The organism is Streptomyces sp. NPDC026092 (genome assembly GCF_040638605.1).
GTDB lineage: Bacteria > Actinomycetota > Actinomycetes > Streptomycetales > Streptomycetaceae > Streptomyces.
Genome location: NZ_JBEZYN010000005.1, coordinates 22,545 through 40,341, shown reverse-complemented (window position 1 = coordinate 40,341; position 17,797 = coordinate 22,545). Strand labels below are relative to the sequence as shown.

At 72.4% G+C, this 17,797-nt stretch carries 6 protein-coding genes and 1 pseudogene; 6 read left to right on the top strand and 1 reads right to left on the bottom strand.

Annotation, left to right across the window (positions count from 1 at the left end; all coding sequences use genetic code 11):
* A pseudogene (locus tag AB0F56_RS09655) lies at nt 1–309 on the bottom strand (hypothetical protein); the annotation flags it as partial.
* A 1,121-nt stretch (nt 310–1,430) separates the two neighbouring features.
* On the opposite strand from AB0F56_RS09655, the gene AB0F56_RS09650 reads away from it, so the two are divergent.
* The 6 genes from AB0F56_RS09650 to AB0F56_RS09625 all read left to right on the top strand — a co-directional run bounded on the left by AB0F56_RS09650 (nt 1,431) and on the right by AB0F56_RS09625 (nt 17,792).
* Nucleotides 1,431–4,394: a DNRLRE domain-containing protein gene (locus AB0F56_RS09650; RefSeq protein ID WP_362006233.1), complete on the top strand. Its 2,964-nt coding sequence runs from the start codon at nt 1,431–1,433 to the stop codon at nt 4,392–4,394.
* Between the two features lie 2 nt (nt 4,395–4,396).
* On the top strand, nt 4,397–4,834 hold the full coding sequence (locus AB0F56_RS09645; RefSeq protein ID WP_362006232.1) for a hypothetical protein: 438 nt from the start codon (nt 4,397–4,399) through the stop codon (nt 4,832–4,834).
* Nucleotides 4,835–5,221: 387 nt separating this feature from the next.
* The gene (gene ccrA / locus AB0F56_RS09640) at nt 5,222–6,565 is read left to right on the top strand and encodes a crotonyl-CoA carboxylase/reductase (RefSeq protein WP_362006229.1); all 1,344 of its coding nucleotides are present in this window, start codon (nt 5,222–5,224) and stop codon (nt 6,563–6,565) included.
* A 1-nt stretch (nt 6,566) separates the two neighbouring features.
* Nucleotides 6,567–7,565 (top strand): ketoacyl-ACP synthase III, encoded by a 999-nt coding sequence (locus AB0F56_RS09635; protein ID WP_362006226.1) that lies wholly within the window; start codon nt 6,567–6,569, stop codon nt 7,563–7,565.
* The gene (locus tag AB0F56_RS09630; protein WP_362006223.1) at nt 7,562–8,491 is read left to right on the top strand and encodes a 3-hydroxybutyryl-CoA dehydrogenase; all 930 of its coding nucleotides are present in this window, start codon (nt 7,562–7,564) and stop codon (nt 8,489–8,491) included. The genes AB0F56_RS09635 and AB0F56_RS09630 overlap by 4 nt, the downstream gene beginning before the upstream one ends.
* A gap of 109 nt (nt 8,492–8,600) precedes the next feature.
* Nucleotides 8,601–17,792 carry an SDR family NAD(P)-dependent oxidoreductase gene (locus AB0F56_RS09625; RefSeq protein WP_362006222.1) on the top strand — a complete coding sequence of 3,064 codons (9,192 nt, stop codon included), beginning with the start codon at nt 8,601–8,603 and terminating at the stop codon, nt 17,790–17,792.
* The last annotated feature ends 5 nt before the right edge of the window (nt 17,793–17,797 follow it).

The following is a 17,797-nucleotide window of genomic DNA, read 5'->3' as shown; positions in this document are numbered from 1 at the left end:
GACGGCAGCACCGGAGCACCTGGCCCCACCGGTTCTGCCGGCCCTGCCGGACCCACAGGACCCGTCGGACCCACGGGGCCTGCTGGACCCGCCGGACCCGGAAAGCCTGATCACGGTCACGGTCACGACGAGGGCGAGCACGGTCACGGTCACGACGAGGGCGAGCACGGTCACGGTCACGACGAGGGCGAGCACGGTCACGGTCACGACGAGGGCGAGCAGGGTCACGGTCACGACGAGGGCGAGCAGGGCAAGCCCCCGTGGGGGGCCGGCTTCCTGCCGGGCAGCCTTGACGATGCTCTGGGCCACGCGCTTCCCCGCCATCCGGGACCGGCAGCATGGCTGCCTCTGCGGCCGCGCTGGTATTAAGTCCCCGCGTTCGCGGGTGGCGGCACATTGCACCCCAGCGTGCGTGGCGCTTCCAGATCCTCCTCATGGAATCCCGACCGAGTGGGGCGACGAGCACTCCTGGCCAATTTCAGAGATCGCCATCACCCCCGGCGGAGGGTTCATCTTCTACACCGCGGGACCCAAGCGACCTCGGTCGGAGAACGTGCAGCTCCTCTTGGTATAGGAGGTCGAGCCCGATAACCTGAGGGCAGACGTAGGGCCGACGAAACGGCCATGAGGCTCCGTCCCCAACACGGGGGCGGAGCCTCTGCGCGTTGGAATGTGAATCCGTCGCGCGCGAGTCCAAAGCCGTTTGCTGAGCTGGCGCGACGCTCGGGCGGCCCGCCGAGTAGCCCCGGATGGGACAGGGTTTGGACGGCGTTCGGACACAAGGACAGGAAAGGACTGACAAGGGTAGGGAAGAGGGGGACAACTTCACCCTGCTTGACCAGGCAATACGTCAATCCTGGGCATCTAAAACCAAGGGCCGCCAAGATCCCCAAAGGACTCATAATCCGTCGGCCGTGGGTTCGAGTCCCACCCGCCCCACCGAGAAGAAACGTCGTGACCAGGCACTTCCCCTGGTCGGGCGTGATCCCGAAGGGCCTCCGGGGCCCGTCCCAGGCAGGAAAGCACACCTGGCTGGGCAAAAGGTGGACGCGGCGCGCGGCGCGTTCCAACCGCCCGTTCGGCGCATCCCTGACCGTGTCCCGCGTCACGTTCGGAGCGTCGCGCGCTCTCCCCTCGCTCGTACCTCGCCCACGGGGCCGACCCCTGTCCTGCCGACCTGGCGATGGCGGCAGTGTGATCTGCATATGCCAGAGGTTCATACCTCTGGCAGTTGCCGACTACGATCACCGCGACCACGCAACCCTCACAGGTTGTGCACATCTCGCAAGTAGACAGGGGGGGACATGCGTTCAAGATTCGGGATCACTTCCGTATCTACCGTGGTGTCTCTAGTTCTCGCTGCCCAAGTGCCGGCCCTGGCCGCTGACACTCCGACACCAGCGGCCGCGGCAGGGGCCCGTGCCGAAAAGGTGACCGAGGCCGCCGACCTTCGGTCGGCGCGTCTGGCAGCCGTCCTCGGGGGACAGCGGGTCGAGGCGCTCGCCGAACGGACGGAGGTGGCCTCGACGTGGGCCAATCCGGACGGCACCCTCACCACGGAGACCGCGTCCACGCCCGTACGGATCAAGGAAGCGGGCGTCTGGAAGCGCCTCGACACCACACTCACCGACACCGGGACCCGGGTGGAGCCCGAGACCGCCGTCGCCGACGTGGAACTGTCCGACGGCGGTACGGAGGACTTCGCCAGCGTGTCGCGGGGCAGCCGCACCTTCGGGCTCGACTGGCCCAAGTCGCTTCCCGCCCCCGAGCTCGACGGCGACACCGCCGTCTACGCCAACGCGGTGCCGGGCGGCGATCTGCACGTGACCGCCCTGCCCCACGGGTTCTCCGAGTCGCTCATCCTGCACAAGCGCCCGACCGCGCCGGTGGAGCTGCGTCTCCCGGTCACGCTCGACGGCATGCGGCTCGAGAAGACGGCATCGCGTCACCTGCGTCTCGAGAGCGAGACGGGCGCCCTGATCGCCAGCGCCCCGGCCCCTCGGATGTGGGGTGAAGGGGTCGACCCCAAGTCCGGTGATCCCACGCACTCGATGGAGATCGCCACCTCCGTCGAGGAGGGCCCCGACGGCACCGTGCTCGTCCTCAAGCCCAGCATGGAGTTCCTGACCGACCCCGCGGTCGAGTACCCGGTGAACATCGACCCCACCACGACGCTCGGCGCGTCCACCGACACCTGGGTCGCGACCAACTACCCCGATTCCCAGCGGGGCTCCACCGAGCTGAAGGCGGGAACGTACGACGCCGGTACCACCAAGGCGCGCTCCTACGTCAAGTTCGACGTGGCGAAGTTCGCGGGCAAGCACATCCTGAGCAGCGAGTTCCGGCTCCACTCGTACTGGTCGTCCAGCTGCTCCACCGCCGGCTCGGGTGTCGCGGTCAACCGGATCACCGCGAACTGGGACCCCAGCGCGGTGACCTGGGGAGCGCAGCCGGCCACCACGGCCACCGACAGCGTGGTGTCCAAGTCCGCGTACGGCTACAGCTCGGCCTGCCCGGCCAACTTCATGCGCTGGAACGTGGCCGGCATCGTGCAGGCCTGGGCCGGCGGAGCTCCCAACTACGGCCTGCAGGTACGTGCCGTGAGCGAGACCGACTCGCTGAGCTGGCGGCGGTTCCGTTCGTCCAACTACGTGGACGGCTCGCAGGGCCCCACGGAGCCCGCTCTCGTAGTGACCTACAACACCAAGCCGGGCGTGGCCGCGCCGGTCTCGCCCGCGAACGGGGCCGTGACCGCGGACACCACGCCCACCCTGCAGGGGAAGGCCCCTGACGCGGACGGCAACACCGTCCGCGTGACCTTCGAAGTGTGGAACAAGGACGGCACCACCAGGGTGACGACGGGCAACTCGGCCTTCGTCGCTCCGGGCGCCGTCGGCTCCTGGACCTCCGGTGCGCTCGCCCCCGGCGCCTACAAGTGGCGGATGTCCGCGTACGACGGCACGGACTGGAACGGGATCTGGAGCCCCTGGAGCACGCTGACCATCGACACGACGACGCCCGCCGCGCCGTCGATCAGCTCCACCGCGTACCCCGCCGACGGGCTCTGGCACGGCAACCCCGGCCAGTCGGGAGCGTTCGCCGTCTCCGACCCCTCGGGCAAGGCCGTGTCGGCGGAGTACTCCCTGGACGGCGGCGCGACGAACGTCGTCGCGCTCTCCGGCGGAAAGGGCACGCTGAACGTCGCCCCGCCCACCCGAGGCGTCCACGTCCTGTCCGTCCGGGTCAAGAACGCGGCCGGCACGTGGTCGGAATCGACGGACCACACGTTCCGCGTCGGCAGCCTCACCGGCAACCTCGACACCTCCTTCATCGCCGAGGTCGCCGAGACCCACTTCGCCGAGACGCTCCACCCCGCGGAGGACGCCGAGTACGTCGAGCCTCCCGCGGGTGAGGAGTACCCCGAGATCGACGACACCCCGCCCGGCTACGTGGACCAGCGCGATCCCGAGGTGGTGGAGACCGAGGAGTCCGTTCTCAGCCGACCGGTGGTCGAGCTGCCCGCCACGGCCGACGCGAGCATCGTCGGAACCGGCGTCAACGGTGATTCGCAGACGGTGCTGAACATGCCGGACGGGAACCCGGCCCCCGCGGAACTGAGCGAGAGCGGGCTCATCGTCTACCCCAACACGCAGACGGACGCCGACACCCTCGCGATCCGGACAGCGGTCAACTCCGTCGAGACCTTCCACCTGCTGCGCAGCCCCGCCGCACCGCAGAGCTTCTCCTACAAGCTGGATCTCCAGCCGGGCCAGACCGCCATCGAGACGGGCGCCAACGGCGTCCTCATCTCCGATGAGACGAACAACGTGACGCTCATATCCGCTCCGGCCGCGCTGGACGCCAAGGGGCAGTCCATTCCGGTCTCCCTCGAGCTGACCGGCGACACCATCACCGTCGCACTGAACCCCGCCGCCGGTCAGGCCGTCTCGTACCCGGTCCTTCTCGACCCCTCGTACTGGACCAACTACATGACGGGGTCGGAGAAGTGGTACTGCCTGACGAACCCCATCGACTGCACCTGGGTGAAGAGCTCCGCCACGGTCGCCCTCGAGCAGGCCGAGAAGTGGTACGCGCGGTCTACCCTGTACCAGGGCATCGGTGACGCCTTCCGGCACTGCTACTGGAACGCTCGCATGGAGATCCGCCTGAGCACGGACGACACCTACGAGTTCGCCACCCGTCACGAGTCGGACTCCTCCGGCAAGGACAGGGAGATGGACATGAAGAACAACTCCGTCGGCCGGGGCATCGGCAGGAGCAAGACGGGCCAGCAGAACGCCGTCACGAAGGCGCGCGACGCCTGCCGGGCCGCTCAGCGGAACGGCAGCCTCTGGATCCTCAGGAGCGGCTCCCTCGTGAAGAGCAACAGGTGAGCATGAAACATCTCCGTACCGTCGCAGCAGGCGTTCTCTTCCTGCAGGTCGCCTATGTGGCGATCGCAGAGATCCTCTTCGCCGTCTTCCTGGTGGACACCTCCGAGATCGATCACACGGACCCGCCCGCGGCGGGAGGAGCGTTCCGTATCGCCGCCGAGGTGGCGGTGCTCGGCGTACTGCTCTTCGCCGCCTCGGTGCTCGCATTGCCCAAGAAGTTCGAACGACTGGCCCGACCGGTCAAGCGGACACTCTTCGCGATCGTCGCCCTCCTGGAGGCCGCGATCATCGTGGGCGTCCTGATGAACATCGCGAGGCAGGCTTTCGGGCCCGACGAGATGCTGAACGTCGTCATGATCATTCTCTGTGGCGCCGCGGCGTACGCCTCGGTGGCCGAAGTGCTCGGGCGAGGCGGCCCGACCGTACGGGCCGAGAGGTAGACCCGAGGGCCTCCCTTCCCGCTCCCGCACGACAGTGCTCGACGTCGGGCCGGCGACACGGCTCCGAGGCTCCGCCCCTGGTTCAGGGGGCGGAGCCTCTTCGCGTCGGAAGGGGCCCCACCCCTGTGCGCAGGGGTGTCCCACCCCAGTGGTCGGGGTGGGGGACCCCCTTGCCGGGGGCCTGCAGCGTGGGTCGTGGCTAGGGGGCGGTTAAGGGTGGGGGTGGGCGCCCGGGATGCGTACCGTCGGGCCTATCGGGGTGGTCGGGTGGCTCACAGTGCGGTGAGGCCGGGCCCGTCCAGCCCCAGGCTCCCGGCATGGCACCCGCGGACGCATCGCGTCCGCCGCTGCCGCCGTGCGCGTCGAGCTCATCACAGAGGGGGAGACATGGATGCTCTGGCCGAGGCCCTGCTCGCGGGGGCCGGACCGGACGAGCTGGAACGGCACGCGTTACCCGCGGAGTACGTGGCCGCGCATCTGCGCGCCGCCGACGTCGACATGTTCGCCGGCATCGAGGACCGGGACGTGCGGAAGTCGCTCCAGGTGGGGCGGGTTCCCATGCCCGAGCTCGCGCCGGACGAGGTGGTCGTCGCCGTCATGGCGAGCTCGGTGAACTACAACACCGTCTGGTCCGCCACGTTCGAGCCGAAGCCCACGTTCGACTTCCTCGAGCGGTACGGCCGCCAGGGCGGCGACGCCGCCCGGCACGACCTGCCGCACCACGTCCTCGGCTCCGACGCCGCCGGCGTCGTCGTCCGGGTCGGGGCCGGGGTCCGGCGCTGGAAGGTCGGCGACCACGTGGTCGTCTCGTGCGTCCAGGTCGACTCCGAGGAGCCGGCCACCCACGCCGACGCGATGCTCGGCGCCGAACAGCGCATCTGGGGCTACGAGACCAACTTCGGCGGCCTCGCCCACTACAGCGTCGTCCGCGCGAGCCAGCTGCTGCCCAAGCCCGGCCATCTGACCTGGGAGGAGGCCGCCGGGGTCATGCTGACCGCGGCGACCTCCTACCGGATGCTCGTCAGCGACAAGGGAGCCCGCGTCAAGCAGGGCGACATCGTGCTGATCTGGGGCGCGACCGGCGGACTCGGCGCCTTCGCCGTCCAGATGGTGAAGAACGCCGGAGGCATCCCGGTCGGCGTCGTCGGCTCCCCGCGCAAGGCCGAACTCCTGCGCCGCCTCGGCTGCGACGTCGTCATCGACCGCTCCGAGATCGGCCTCGGCGGCGACGCCGCCCCCAGCCCGGAACGCACGATCGAGCTCGGCAAGGCGCTCGGCCGCGAGATCCGCCGCCAGGTCGGCGAGGACCCGCACATCGTCTTCGACTACATCGGCCGCGCCACCTTCGGCATCTCCGTCTTCGTCGTCCGCCCCGGCGGCACCGTCGTCACCTGCGGCTCCAGCACCGGTTACGACCACCACTTCGACAACCGCTACCTGTGGATGAACCTGAAGCGCGTCGTCGGCAGCCACGCGGCGAACCTCCAGGAGCAGGCCGAGTGCAACCGGCTCTTCCGGCTCGGGCACCTCTCCCCGATCCTCTCCGAGGTCTATCCGCTCGCCGAGGTCGGCGAAGCGGCCCGGCTCGTCCAGGAGAACCGCCACACCGGCAAGGTCGGCGTGCTCTGCCTGGCACCCGAGGAGGGCCTCGGCGTCACCGACCCCGAACTCCGTGCCCGCCTCGGCGAAGCACGCATCAACCCCCTGCGCGCCACGGCCGGGGCGGTCTGACATGACGGACCGACAGATCGGGATCCTCGCCACGGGCTCGTACCTGCCCAAACGCGAGGTCGACAACGAGGAGATCGCCGCCCGCGTCGGGGTCACCCCCGAGTGGATCGAGCGGAAGACCCAGATCCGTTCGCGGCGCTACGCCGCCCCCTACGAGGCCACCTCCGACCTGGCCGTGCGCGCCGCCGAGAACGCCCTCGAACAGGCCGGGCTCGCCGCGGACCGGATCGACTACCTCATCGTCTCCACCTCGACCGGCGACTTCCCCCAGCCCCCCACCTCCTACCTCGTGCAGACGGCCCTCGGCGCCGTCAACGCCGCCTGCTTCGACGTCAACGTCGTCTGCAGCGGCTTCGTCTACGCCCTCGAACTGGCCCGCTGCCTCGTCGCCGCCGCACCCGACAGCCGGGTCCTGGTCATCGGCGCCGACCTCTACTCCCGCATCCTCGACTTCGACGACCGCCGCACCGCCGTCCTCTTCGCCGACGGCGCAGGCGCCGCCGTCGTCGGCTCGGTACCCGCCCCGTACGGGATCATCGGCGTCGACCTCGCCAGCCGTGGCGACGCCCACGGCCTCATCCGGGTCGAAGCCGGCGGCAGCCGGAACCCGGCCTCGGAGGCCACCGTCGCCGAGGGCGGCCACTTCTTCCGCATGGACGGCAGAGGCGTACGGGACTTCGTCGCCGACCACGTCCCGCAGGCGCTCGGCGGGCTCGCCCGGCGCACCGGCGTGGACCTGGCACGAGTGGACCACTTCGTGCCCCACCAGGCCAACGGCGTCCTGCTGAGCGACGTCGTGGAGCGCGCGGGCCTGACCCGCGCCGTGACCCACCGCACCTTGCGCACGTACGGAAACGTGGGCAGCGCGTCGGTTCCCGTCGCTCTCGACGACGCCCATCGCAGCGGGGCCCTGTCCCCGGGACAGCTGGTGCTGCTCGCCGGATTCGGCGGCGGCATGTCGATCGGAGCGGCACTTCTGACCTGGGGGACCGGAGCATGACCGAGAGCGGTATCAGCACCAGTACCAGTACGACCACTACTGCCACTGCTACGACCACGAGCGCCGACCCCGCCATCCGCCGCGTCGGCATCGTCGGCAGCGGCATCATGGGCAGCGGCGTCGCCGAACTGTGCGCCCGAGCAGGACTGGACGTCATCGTCCAGGTGTCCTCCGCCAACTCCCTCGTCACCGGACCCCAGCGGCTGACCCGGTCCCTCGACCGGGGCGTCGCCAAGGGCAAGCTGACCGAGCAGGAGCGCGACGCGGCCCTCGACCGGGTCTCCTTCACCCGCGACCTCGGCGAACTCGCCGACCGGCAGCTCGTGATCGAGGCGATCAAGGAGGACGAGCCGCTGAAGCTGGAGCTGTTCGCCACCCTCGACAAGATCCTCACCGACCCGGACGCGATCCTCGCCTCCAACACCTCCTCGCTGCCCATCGTGCGGCTCGCCGGCGCCACCAGCCGGCCCGGCCAGGTGCTCGGCATGCACTTCTTCAACCCCGCAACGGTCATGCCGCTGGTCGAGATCGTCGACTCGGTGCTCACCGAACCGCGGGTGAGCGAGCGGTCCCTGGCCTTCGTGAAGGACGTCCTCGGCAAGAAGCCGATCAAGTCCCCCGACCGGGCCGGCTTCGTCGTGAACGCCCTGCTCTTCCCGTACCTCCTCTCCGCCGTCCGGATGCTCGACTCCGGCCTCGCGACCGCCCAGGTCATCGACGACGGCATGGTCCACGGCTGCTCGCACCCCATGGGGCCGCTGCGTCTTGTCGACCTCATCGGCGTGGACACCACCGTCTCCATCGCGCAGGCCATGTACGAGGAGTTCAAGGAGCCCCTGTACGCGCCCCCGCCGCTGCTGCTGCGCATGGTCGACGGCGGTCTGCTGGGCAAGAAGTCCGGCCGGGGTTTCTACGCGTACGGCTGAGTCTCCTCTTCCGTTCTGTTCTGTTCTCCTTCGCTCCCTCACCCCCTTCAGCACACCCTCGCCGCGCCCTTCAGCGTGCCCGCGCGACCACGGAAAGGACGAGCACACCATGGACACTGCAGTGCCCGAGGAGCCCATCGCCGTCGTCGGGATGGCCTGCCGCTTCCCCGGAGCGGCGGGGCCCGAGGCGTACTGGCGGCTGCTCACGGCCGGCGAGAGCGCGGTGTCCGACCGGTCGCCCGACGACCGTCCCGGCCTCCCGGCCGGGGCGGTCTCCCGGCCGGCCGGATTCCTCGACGGTGTCGACGCGTTCGATCCCGAGTTCTTCGGGATCACCCCGCGGGAGGCGGCGGCCATCGACCCGCAGCAGCGCCTCATGCTCGAACTCGCCTGGGAGGCGCTGGAGAACGCCGGAGTCGTCCCGGGCACGCTCCAGGGGGCGCGGGCCGGTGTCTTCGTCGGCGCGATCTGGGACGACTACGCGAAACTGGCCCACGAGTACGGCTCCGACGCCGTCACCCACCACACCATCACCGGCGTCAGCCGGGGCATCATCGCCAACCGGGTCTCCTACGTCCTCGGTCTGCGCGGCCCCAGCCTCGTCGTCGACACCGCCCAGTCCTCCTCGCTCGTCGCCGTCCAGCTCGCCTGCGAGAGCCTGCGCAAGGGCGACTCCGAGCTGGCCCTCGCGGGCGGGGTGAGCCTGAACCTGGTTCCCGAGGGCTTCACCGTCGCCGAACGGTTCGGCGCGCTGTCGCCCGACGGGCGTACGTACACCTTCGACGAGCGCGCCAACGGCTATGTACGGGGCGAGGGCGGTGGCGTCGTCGTCCTGAAGACCCTGAGCCGGGCCCGCGCCGACGGCGACACCGTCCACGGTCTCGTCCTGGGCGGCGCCGTCAACAACGACGGCGGCGGCGACAACCTCACCGCCCCGCACGGAGCCGCCCAGGAGGAGGTGCTGCGCCGCGCCTACGAGCGGGCCGGCGTCGACCCCGCCGCCGTCCGCTTCGTCGAGCTGCACGGCACCGGCACCCCCCTCGGCGACCCCATCGAGGCGGCCGCGGTCGGCGCCGTCCTCGGGCACGGCAGCGGCCGGGCGGCCCGGACTCCTTTGCTCGTCGGCTCCGTGAAGCCCACCATCGGCCACCTGGAGGGCGCCGCGGGCATCGCGGGCCTCATCAAGGCGGTTCTCGCTCTGCGGGAGCGTGCCCTCCCCGCGAGCCTCGGGTTCCGCTCCGCCAACCCCGCCATCCCTCTCGACGACCTCCGGCTGCGGGTGAACGACCGCCTCAGCCCTCTGGAGGGCGGTGACGGGGAGGGAGGCTCGGGCGGAGACGGTCGGCTTCTCGCGGGTGTCTCGTCGTTCGGCATGGGCGGTACCAACTGCCACCTCGTTCTGGCCGATCCGGGGGCGGTCGTGGAGCAGGAGGGGGCGCTGCCGTCGGTCTCCGTACCCCTCCCGCTCGCCGTTTCCGGTCGTACCCCCGACGCCCTGCGCGCTCAGGCCGACGCCCTGCTCGCCCACCTGGACGCCCACCCCGAGCAGCGCCTCGACGACATCGCCCACTCGCTGGCGGTCACCCGTACCCACTTCGAGCACCGGGCCCTCGTCCTCGCCGAAGGCCCCGACGCGGCGCGGGCCGCGCTCGCCGGGCTCGCCGCCGGGACCAACCCCGCCACCGCGACGACGGGCACCGTCCGCCCCGGCGGACTCGCCTTCCTCTTTACGGGGCAGGGCAGCCAACGCGTCGGCATGGGACGGGAGTTGTACGACAGGTATCCCGTGTTCGCCGCGGCCCTGGACGAGGTCTGCGACCTGCTCGACGAGCATCTCGACCGCCCCCTGCGCGAGGTCATGTTCGGGACCGGAACCGAAGAGGACTCGGCGGACGCCGGGCCGCTGCACCGGACCGCGTACACCCAGCCCGCGCTCTTCGCCTACGAGACCGCGCTCTTCCGCCTGTTGAGCCACTGGGGTCTCGCCCCCGACGTCGTCGTCGGCCACTCCGTCGGCGAGATCGCCGCGGCCCACTGCGCCGGGGTCCTCTCCCTCAAGGACGCCGCCGCCCTCGTCGCCGCGCGCGGCCGGCTCATGCAGGAGCTGCCGGAGGGCGGGGCCATGGTCTCCGTCCAGGCCTCCGAGGAGGAGGTGCAGCCCACCCTCGCGGGGTTCGACGGCAAGGTCTCCGTCGCGGCCCTCAACGGCCCGCTGGCCACCGTGCTCGCCGGCGACGAGGACGCCGTGCTCGACCTCGCCGAACTGTGGCGGGGCCGGGGGCGCAAGGCCACCCGGCTGCGCGTCAGCCACGCGTTCCACTCGCCCCGCATGGACCCGATGCTCGAGGCCTTCCGCGAGGTGGCGGCCGGCCTCGACTACCGGGCGCCCCGCATCGACGTGGTCTCCAATCTGACCGGTCGTACCGTCGTCGCCGAGTCCATCGCCACGCCCGAGTACTGGGTGCGGCACGCCCGCGAGGCCGTCCGCTTCCGCGACGGCATGGGCGCGCTCGCGGAACGCGGCGTGCGTCTCTTCCTGGAGATCGGGCCGGACGCGGTCCTCGCGGCGATGGGCCGCGACTGTCTGCCGGACCGGGACGGGGCCGTGTTCGCCGCGACCGCGCGGCGCGGCAGGCCCGAGGTGCCCGCGCTGCTCGGCGCGCTCGCCGCCGTCCACACGCACGGGGCCACCGTGGCGTGGGAGCGGATCGCCGCCGACCGGGGGGCCCGCCGGGTGCCCCTGCCGACGTACGCCTTCCAGCGCCGCTCCTACTGGCTGTCCACGCCCGCCGGCGGAGCCCGGAACGCGCTCTCCCGGGGCGTCTGGAGCCCCCTGGACCTCGCTCCGGTGCAGGAGCCGGCCGGCCTGTGGGCCCTCGCGGGCCACGACGACTTCGGCCTGGTCACGGCCCTCACCACCGCCACCGGAGGCGTGACCGTCCACCCGGACGTGACCACCCTGGCGGCGGCCGCGTCGCAGGCCGGGGCGCCCGAGGTGATCCTCGTACCGTGCCCCGTACGTCAGGCCGAGCCCGAGGCCGGGGAGGAGCGCTCCGACGCCGACCGGATCCTCGACCAGGTGCGCGCCTGCCTCGCGGACGACCGCCTCACCGGGGCCCGCCTGGTGTGCGTCACGCGCGGCGCCGTCTCCGCCGGGGCTGAGGACGGGGCGCCGGACCCGGCCGGCAGCAGGCTGTGGGGCCGGCTTCGCGACCTGCGTGCCCAACACCCGGACCGGGTAGGCCTGTTGGACCTGGGCAGTGCGCGGGAGTCGCTGCGGGCGCTGCCCGCCGCGATCGCCTCGGGCGAGCCCGAGATCGCCCTGCGCGACGGCACCCTGCTGGTGCCGGGCAGCGGGCGGCGTGCGGTGGCCCGTGGCGAAGACGTCGCCCCGGCGGACACGACCGCGACGCGGCCGGGGACGGCCGTCGCGCCCGGCGCGGCCGGGCTCGCGGGCCGGGTCGCCGGACTGTCCCGGGAGGCGGCCGAGCGGCTGGTCGAGGAATCCGTCCGTACCGATGTCGCCGCTGTCATGGGGTACGCCTCGGCCGACGCCGTCGACACCGTACGCACCTTCAAGGAGCTCGGGTTCGACTCCCTCACCGCGGTGGAGCTGGGCGACCGGCTGAGTACGACCGCCGGATTCCGCCTCCCGGCCACGCTGATCTTCGATCACCCCACGACCGAGGCCGTCGTCCGGTACGTACGCGACGAACTCCTCGGCGCGCCCGAGGACTCCACGGCCGCCGCCCGGACCACGTCCGGCCCCGCCGCCCCCGAGGACGACCCGATCGTCGTCGTGGGGATGGGGTGCCGGTATCCGGGTGGGGTGGCGTCGCCCGAGGATCTGTGGCGGTTGGTGGAGTCGGGTCGGGACGCGGTTTCTGGGTTCCCGGTGGATCGTGGGTGGGATCTGGAGGAGTTGTACGACCCGGAGGCGGAGCGCCCCGGGACGTCGTACACACGCGAGGGCGGCTTCCTGCATGAGGCGGCCGAGTTCGACGCTGAGTTCTTCGGGATCTCGCCGCGTGAGGCGTTGGCGATGGATCCGCAGCAGCGGTTGCTCCTTGAGGTCTCGTGGGAGGCGCTTGAGCGGGCCGGGATCGATCCGGCCGTCCTGCGCGGCAGCGCCACCGGCGTCTACGCGGGAACGTTCACCTTCCGAGACCAGGGCGACACCGGACAGGGCGGCGCCGAGGGTCAGCGGATGACCGGCAGCGCGGCAAGCGTGCTTTCGGGTCGTGTGGCGTACTCGTTCGGTCTTGAGGGGCCGGCGGTGACGGTGGACACGGCGTGCTCGTCGTCGCTGGTGTCGCTCCACATGGCGGTGCAGGCGTTGCGTCAGGGGGACTGCTCCTTGGCGTTGGTGGGTGGGGTGACGGTGATGTCGTCGCCGGGCACGTTTGTGGAGTTCAGTCGGCAGAAGGGGTTGTCGGCGGACGGGCGGTGCAAGGCGTTCGCGGCGTCGGCGGATGGCACGGGCTGGGCCGAGGGTGTGGGTGTGCTCGTGGTCGAGCGGCTCTCGGATGCCGTACGCAACGGGCGCAAGATCCTCGCGGTGGTGCGGGGTACGGCGGTGAACCAGGACGGTGCTTCGAACGGGCTGACCGCTCCCAACGGTCCGTCCCAGCAGCGGGTGATCCGTAAGGCTTTGGCGGAGGCCGGGCTCTCGGCCAGCGATGTGGACGCCGTTGAGGCGCACGGGACCGGGACCCGGCTGGGTGACCCGATCGAGGCTCAGGCGCTGCTCGCGACGTACGGGCAGGATCGGGCGGCCGGTGAGCCGTTGTGGTTGGGGTCGCTCAAGTCCAACATCGGGCATGCGCAGGCTGCTGCCGGTGTCGGTGGTGTGATCAAGATGGTCATGGCGATGCGGCACAAGGTGCTGCCCCGCACGCTCCATGTGGATGAGCCGACGCCTTTCGTGGACTGGGAGTCGGGTGCGGTCGCGTTGCTCACCGAGCAGCGTGACTGGCCCGAGACCGGTCGGCCGCTTCGTTCGGCGGTGTCGTCGTTCGGGATCAGCGGGACCAACGCACATGTCGTGCTTGAGCAGGCCCCGGTCGAGGTCACGGACGGCCGTCCTGAGGTCGCCGCGCCGCCCCGGCCGCTGCCCCTCGTCCTCTCCGCCACCTCGCCGCAGGCGTTGGCGGAGCAGGCGGCCCGGCTCCGTACCCGTCTCGACGCCCTGGACGAGGTGAGCCTGCCGGCCCTCGGGCGCTCCCTCGCCCTTGAGCGGACCGCCTTCGCCCACCGGGCGGCCGTGCTCGCCGAGAGCGCCGACGACCTCCGGGAAGGACTGGACGCGCTGGCGGCCGGCGGAGCGTCCGGCCGGCTCGTCACCGGCGCGCAGGTGAGCGGGCGGACCGCCTTCCTCTTCACCGGTCAGGGCAGCCAGCGGCCGGGCATGGGGCAGGGACTGTACGACTCCCACCCGGTGTTCGCGGCCGCCTTCGACGCGGTGTGCGCGGAGCTCGACCGGCACGTCGGGCGCTCGGTGCGCGAGGTCGTCTTCGCCGGTCCCGACGACTGGGAGGAGGGGCTGCTGGACCAGACGCTGTTCACGCAGACGGGCCTGTTCGCCCTGGAGGTGGCCCTCTTCCGGCTCGCCGAGAGCCTGGGCGTCACCCCCGACTACGTCGCCGGCCACTCGATCGGCGAGCTGGCCGCCGCCCATGTCGCGGGCGTCCTGTCGCTGGCCGACGCGGCCGCGCTGGTCGCGGCGCGCGGCAGGCTGATGCAGGCGCTTCCCCAGCACGGTGCCATGGTGTCCGTCCTGGCCCCCGAGGCCGAGATCGCGCCGCTGCTCGCGGGCCGTGAGCACGAGGTGGCCATCGCCGCCGTCAACGCGCCCGGCTCCGTGGTGATCTCCGGCGACACGGACGTGGTCCTCGGCCTCGCCCGTGACCTCGGCGCCCGTGGGGTGAAGACCCGTCGCCTGACGGTCAGCCACGCCTTCCACTCACCCCACATGGACCCGATGCTCGACGACTTCCGTGCTGTCGCCGAGGGCCTGGCCTACGCGGCGCCGGTCATCCCGATCGTCTCCGACGTGACCGGCGAGGTGATCCCGGCCGAGGAGGTGTGCTCGCCCGGCTACTGGGTCCGGCACGTGCGCGAGGCCGTCCGCTTCGCCGACACCGTCGGCACCCTGCGCGACGCGGGCGTCACGACCTTCGTCGAACTCGGGCCCGACGGCGTGCTGTCGGCCCTGGGCCGGGACTGCGTATCGGACGTCTCGGATGTCTCGGACGCCCCGGATGTCTCGGACGTCTCGGACGGGGAGGCGGAGGCGGTGGAGTTCGTACCGCTGCTCCGCAAGGACCGCGACGACGGTCTCGCGCTCGCGCAGGGCCTCGCCCGGCTGTGGGTGCGCGACGCCGGACCGTCCTGGGACACCGAACTCGGCGGTTCGGGGGCGCGCCCGGCCGACCTGCCGACGTACGCCTTCCAGCGCAAGCGGTACTGGGCCGTGCCCGCCCGGTCGGCCGGAGACCTCGGCGCGTCCGGGCTCGCGCCCGCCGAACACCCCCTGCTCGGCGCGGTGCTCACCCGGGCCGACGCCGACGAGACGCTCTTCACCGGACGCATCTCGCTGAAGACCCACCCCTGGCTCGCCGACCACGCGGTCCTCGGCCGGGTGCTGCTGCCGGGCACCGCCTTCGTGGAGCTGGCCGTACGGGCCGGCGGCGAGGCGGGCGCCGGACACCTGGAGGAACTCGCCCTGGAGGCGCCCCTGGTGCTGCCCGAGCGGGGAGCGGTCCGGCTGCAGGTGGCCGTCGGCGCCCCCGACGAGTCCGGGCGCCGCTCGGTGACCCTGCACTCCCGTGTCGAGAACGGCGCGTTCGAGGAGCCGTGGACCCGGCACGCCGGCGGCACCCTCGTACCCGAGGCGACGGGCGGCCCGGGCTTCGACCTGGCGGTGTGGCCGCCGAGGGACGCGCGGCCGGTGGAGCTGACCGGACGGTACGAGGACCTCGCCGGACAGGGCTTCGCCTACGGCCCGGCCTTCCAGGGCCTGCGGTCCGTGTGGCGCCGGGGCACCGAGGTCTTCGCCGAACTCGCCCTGCCCGACGGGCAGAAGGAACAGGCGGCCGGCTTCGGCCTGCACCCCGCCCTCCTCGACTCGGCGCTGCACGCCATCGAACTGGGCGTCCTTCCGGGCACCGGCGAGCCACGGCTGCCGTTCGTGTGGAGCGGCGTCTCGCTGTACGCCACGGGTGCGGCCGCCGCCCGGGTCCGGCTGGCTCCTGCCGGGGCGGGCTCGGTGACCATCGAGCTCGCCGACGCGACGGGCGCGCCGGTCGCCGCGGTCGCGTCGCTCGCGGTACGGGCCGTGTCGGCCGACCAGTTGGCGGCGGCCGGGGGCCGTGCGCACGAGGCGCTGTTCCGGCCGGCCTGGACGGCGGTCCCGAGCGGTGACGGGACGCGGCGCGGGCCCTGGACGGTCCTCGGCGACGAGGCCCTGCTCGGGCTGCCCGCGGCGGAACGGTTCGCCGATGTGGCCGCACTCGGCGAAGCCGTCGCCGCCGGCCGGCCCGCGCCCGCCGTGGCGGTGCTGCCGCTGACCGGCGGGGTGGGCGGTGACGCCGACGCCGATGCCGTACGCGATGCCGTGCACGGGGCCCTCTCCGTCGTACGGAGCTGGCTGGCCGACGAGCGGCTCGCCGAGTCCCGGCTGGCCGTCGTCACCCGCCGGGCGGTCGCCGCCGCGCCCGACGAGGACGTGCACGACCTGCCGAACGCCGCCGTGTGGGGCCTGCTCCGCGCGGCGCAGACCGAGCACCCCGACCGGCTGGTCCTGGTCGACCTGGACGTGGACGCGGAGGCCGTAGCCGCCGAAGCGCTGTCCACGGCGCTCTCCACGGACGAACCGCAGGTGGCCATCCGCTCCGGCGCCCCGCGCGTGCCGCGGCTCGAACGCGCGGTGGTCCCGGACGGCGACACCGGCCCGTGGGACCCGGACGGCACGGTGCTCGTCACCGGCGGCACCGGTGCACTGGGGGCCCTTCTCGCCCGCCACCTTGTCGAGCGGCACGGCGTACGGAGCCTGCTCCTCGTCGGCCGCCGGGGGCTCGCGGCCGACGGCGCCGCCGCCCTGCGGGACGACCTGACGGAGCTGGGTGCGGAGGTCTCCGTAGCGGCCTGCGACGTCGCGGACCGGAAGGCCCTGGCGGAGCTGCTCGCCGGGATTCCGGCCGACCGCCCGCTGCGGGCGGTGGTGCACGCGGCCGGTGTCCTCGACGACGGAGTGCTCGAATCGCTGACGCCCGAGCGCATGGAACGCGTACTCCGGCCCAAGGCGGAGGCCGCGTGGAACCTGCACGAGGCCACCCGCGACACACCGCTGACCGCCTTCGTCCTCTACTCCTCCATCCAGGGCCTCCTCGGCGGCGCCGGCCAGGCCAACTACGCGGCGGCCAACACCTTCCTGGACGCCCTGGCCCACCACCGCCGAGCCCAGGGCCTCCCCGCCACCTCGCTCGCCTGGGGCCCGTGGGCCGACGGCGGCATGGCGGCCGGTCTCTCGGCCGCCGACCGCGACCGGTTCGCCCGCACGGGCATGGTCGCGATCGGCGCCGAGCAGGGCATGGAGCTGTTCGACGCCGCCCTGCGGCTCGACACGGCGGCGGCCGTACCGCTGCCGATCGACCCGGCCGCGCTCCGCGCGCTCGGCGCCGGGCTCCCGCCCCTGCTCAGCGGCCTCGTCCGGCCCACGGCCCACAGGGCGGCCGCGGCCGCGGGCCCGTCCACAGGACCGGCCGGGGGACCCACGCTCGCCGAGCGCCTGGCCGGGCGCACCGAGGACGAGCGGCGCCAACTGCTTCTGGACCTCGTCCGGGCCGAGGTGGCAGGAACCCTCGCTTATGGCGGCGGCGACTCGGTCGACGTGAAGCGGGGCTTCAAGGAGTTGGGACTCGACTCGCTGACCGCCGTCGAACTGCGCAACCGGCTCGGCCGGACGACCGGGCTGCGGCTGTCCGCGACGCTCGTCTTCGACTACCCGACCCCGGAGGCCGTCGCCGGCCACCTGATGACCGTCCTGGCACCCGAACCGTCCACGGCCTCCGCCGACGCCCCCGACGAGAACGAGGTCCGCCGCCTGCTCGCGGCCCTCCCGGTCGACCGCCTGCGCCAGGCAGGACTGCTCGACGGCCTGCTCCGACTCGCGCAGGAGACCGGCACCGGCGGCGACCGAGACGCCCCTCAAGACACCGAAGTTGCTGAAGTCACCGAAGACATCGACGACATGGACGTCGATGCCCTCATCCGCATGGCCCGCGCCGGCTCCGAAGCCTGACACGT